The following is a 1,662-nucleotide window of genomic DNA, read 5'->3' on the forward strand; positions in this document are numbered from 1 at the left end:
CTACCCCAGAGCTCCGGCTCGGTTGGCCATCTATCGCCAGATACAAATCAGTCTGGCGAATTCGCGTCACGATAACGTCGATATCTTCGAACGGCGCATACCGTTTAACTCTCGCCTTGGCCCACTTGGGCCCCGGCTTCAATTCCTTTTTCTTCCGAAAGGATGCATGCGTTTTCGACATAACGTCGCGCGCGTAATCAAGTGGGACGATGAAACCACCATCTTGATTCTGACTAGCGTCTTTCATTTGCTGTCGCATCCGAATTCAGCGCCTCGATGCGTCGAGGCGGTGGCGAACCATGTCGCTCTGCAATTGCTTGAACCGCGCCGAGAAGCGGTCACGGCGCGGCGCGGACTCGCTCTGCTCGAGCATGCGGCGCGGGGCGTTGCGGAATCGCTTGGCGTCGAAGGCGCAGGCCGCGACCTTCATATTGTCGACGACGCGATCGGCGAGGCCCGCGGCTTTGCATTCATCCGCCGTGAGCCAGGTCTCCGCCACCATCATGGCGCGGATTTTGTCCATCTTCTGGCCGCTGCGCTTGACATAGGTGGAGGCGATCGTCTCGGTGACGCTGTCCAGCACATCGGCCGTCTTGCGGATTTCCGATGCAGTGCCGACCGCCATTCCCCAGGCGTCGTGAATCATCATCATGCCGTTGTCGGCGATTTCGATCTCGTCGCCCGCCATGGCGACGACGCTGGCGATGGAGGCCGCAAGCCCATCGATATGGCAAATCACCTTCGCAGGATGCGCCGCGAGCAGGTTATAGATCGTGAGCCCTTCGAAGACGTTCCCGCCCGGACTATTGATCCTGCAATCGATCGTCGAGACCCTTCCGAGCGCTTTGAGGTCCTTCGCGAAGCTTTCCGCGGAGGTCGCATCCGAGAAAAAGCCGGGCTGTCCGATATCCTGATAGAGCGTGATCTCGCCGCGATTGCCGGCGGCCTTCATCGCGTAATAGGTCATGGCTGCGCCTGCTCATTTTCTTTGTCGACATCCGCGCCGGGATTCGCCGCCGGCGGCTCGTCAGTCTCTTCCGGGTCCTCGGCCGGCGCCGGGGCGTTGCCGGGGAGCGGGGCTTCCGGCGTGCCGACGGCCTCCAGCGTCGTATAGGCGCCGTTGACCAGTCGCTTGTCGCCGAGCGCGCCGATATTGTTCATGCCCTCGAGGTAGAGGACGTCATTGATGCTGAACACGCCGCGATCGAGCATCGCCGTATAGTGCTCGGTGCGCGCCTTGAGGTCGCCGCGCTGGAGCGAGCGCACGTCGATATTCGTGTAATAGCCCTGCGGGTTGCGCGCGTTGACGAGCTTGTAGTTCGCTTCCTGCTCGTAGCGGCAAACCCACGGCATAATTCCGTCCGTGACGAATTCTATGCCCTGATGCTCGATATTGTTGTTTGTCGCGCGGAGAAGATGCGCGATCTTATGCGGCGGAACGCCGAACCATCGGCAGATCGTCTCCACCATATGCTGCTGCGTTTCGATGAACTGGCCCTTGTCAGGCTCGACGGTGAACGGCTTGGCCGTCATGCCGCCATCGAGATATTGCCATTTGAAAGCTTGATCCGGCCCGCGATGGCCTTCGTTGAAGCTGGCGAGCATGGCGTCGCGGCCTTCCGGCCCGAGATTGGTCTTGCCGTTCTCGATGACGCCGCCGAG

General features: G+C 60.8%; 3 protein-coding genes. All 3 read right to left on the minus strand.

Features of this window, described 5'->3' with window-relative positions; genetic code table 11:
• The coding region (locus tag A1351_RS25595; RefSeq protein ID WP_210178235.1) for a hypothetical protein at positions 1-247 on the minus strand (247 nt) is incomplete at its 3' end.
• A gap of 18 nt (positions 248-265) precedes the next feature.
• Complete coding sequence (locus A1351_RS04180; RefSeq protein WP_064032319.1) at positions 266-967, minus strand: head maturation protease, ClpP-related; 702 nt, start codon at positions 965-967, stop codon at positions 266-268.
• Positions 964-1,662 (minus strand): phage portal protein (locus A1351_RS04185; RefSeq protein WP_064032320.1); only part of this gene is annotated, 699 nt, incomplete at its 5' end. The genes A1351_RS04180 and A1351_RS04185, both read right to left, overlap by 4 nt.

Origin of the sequence: Methylosinus sp. R-45379 (genome assembly GCF_001644125.1) — a bacterium.
Classification (GTDB): domain Bacteria; phylum Pseudomonadota; class Alphaproteobacteria; order Rhizobiales; family Beijerinckiaceae; genus Methylosinus.

Excerpts from the sequence above, each read along its gene's own strand:
- A1351_RS04180 (WP_064032319.1), bottom strand. The coding sequence starts at position 967 with ATGACCTATTACGCGATGAAGGCCGCCGGCAATCGCGGCGAGATCACG.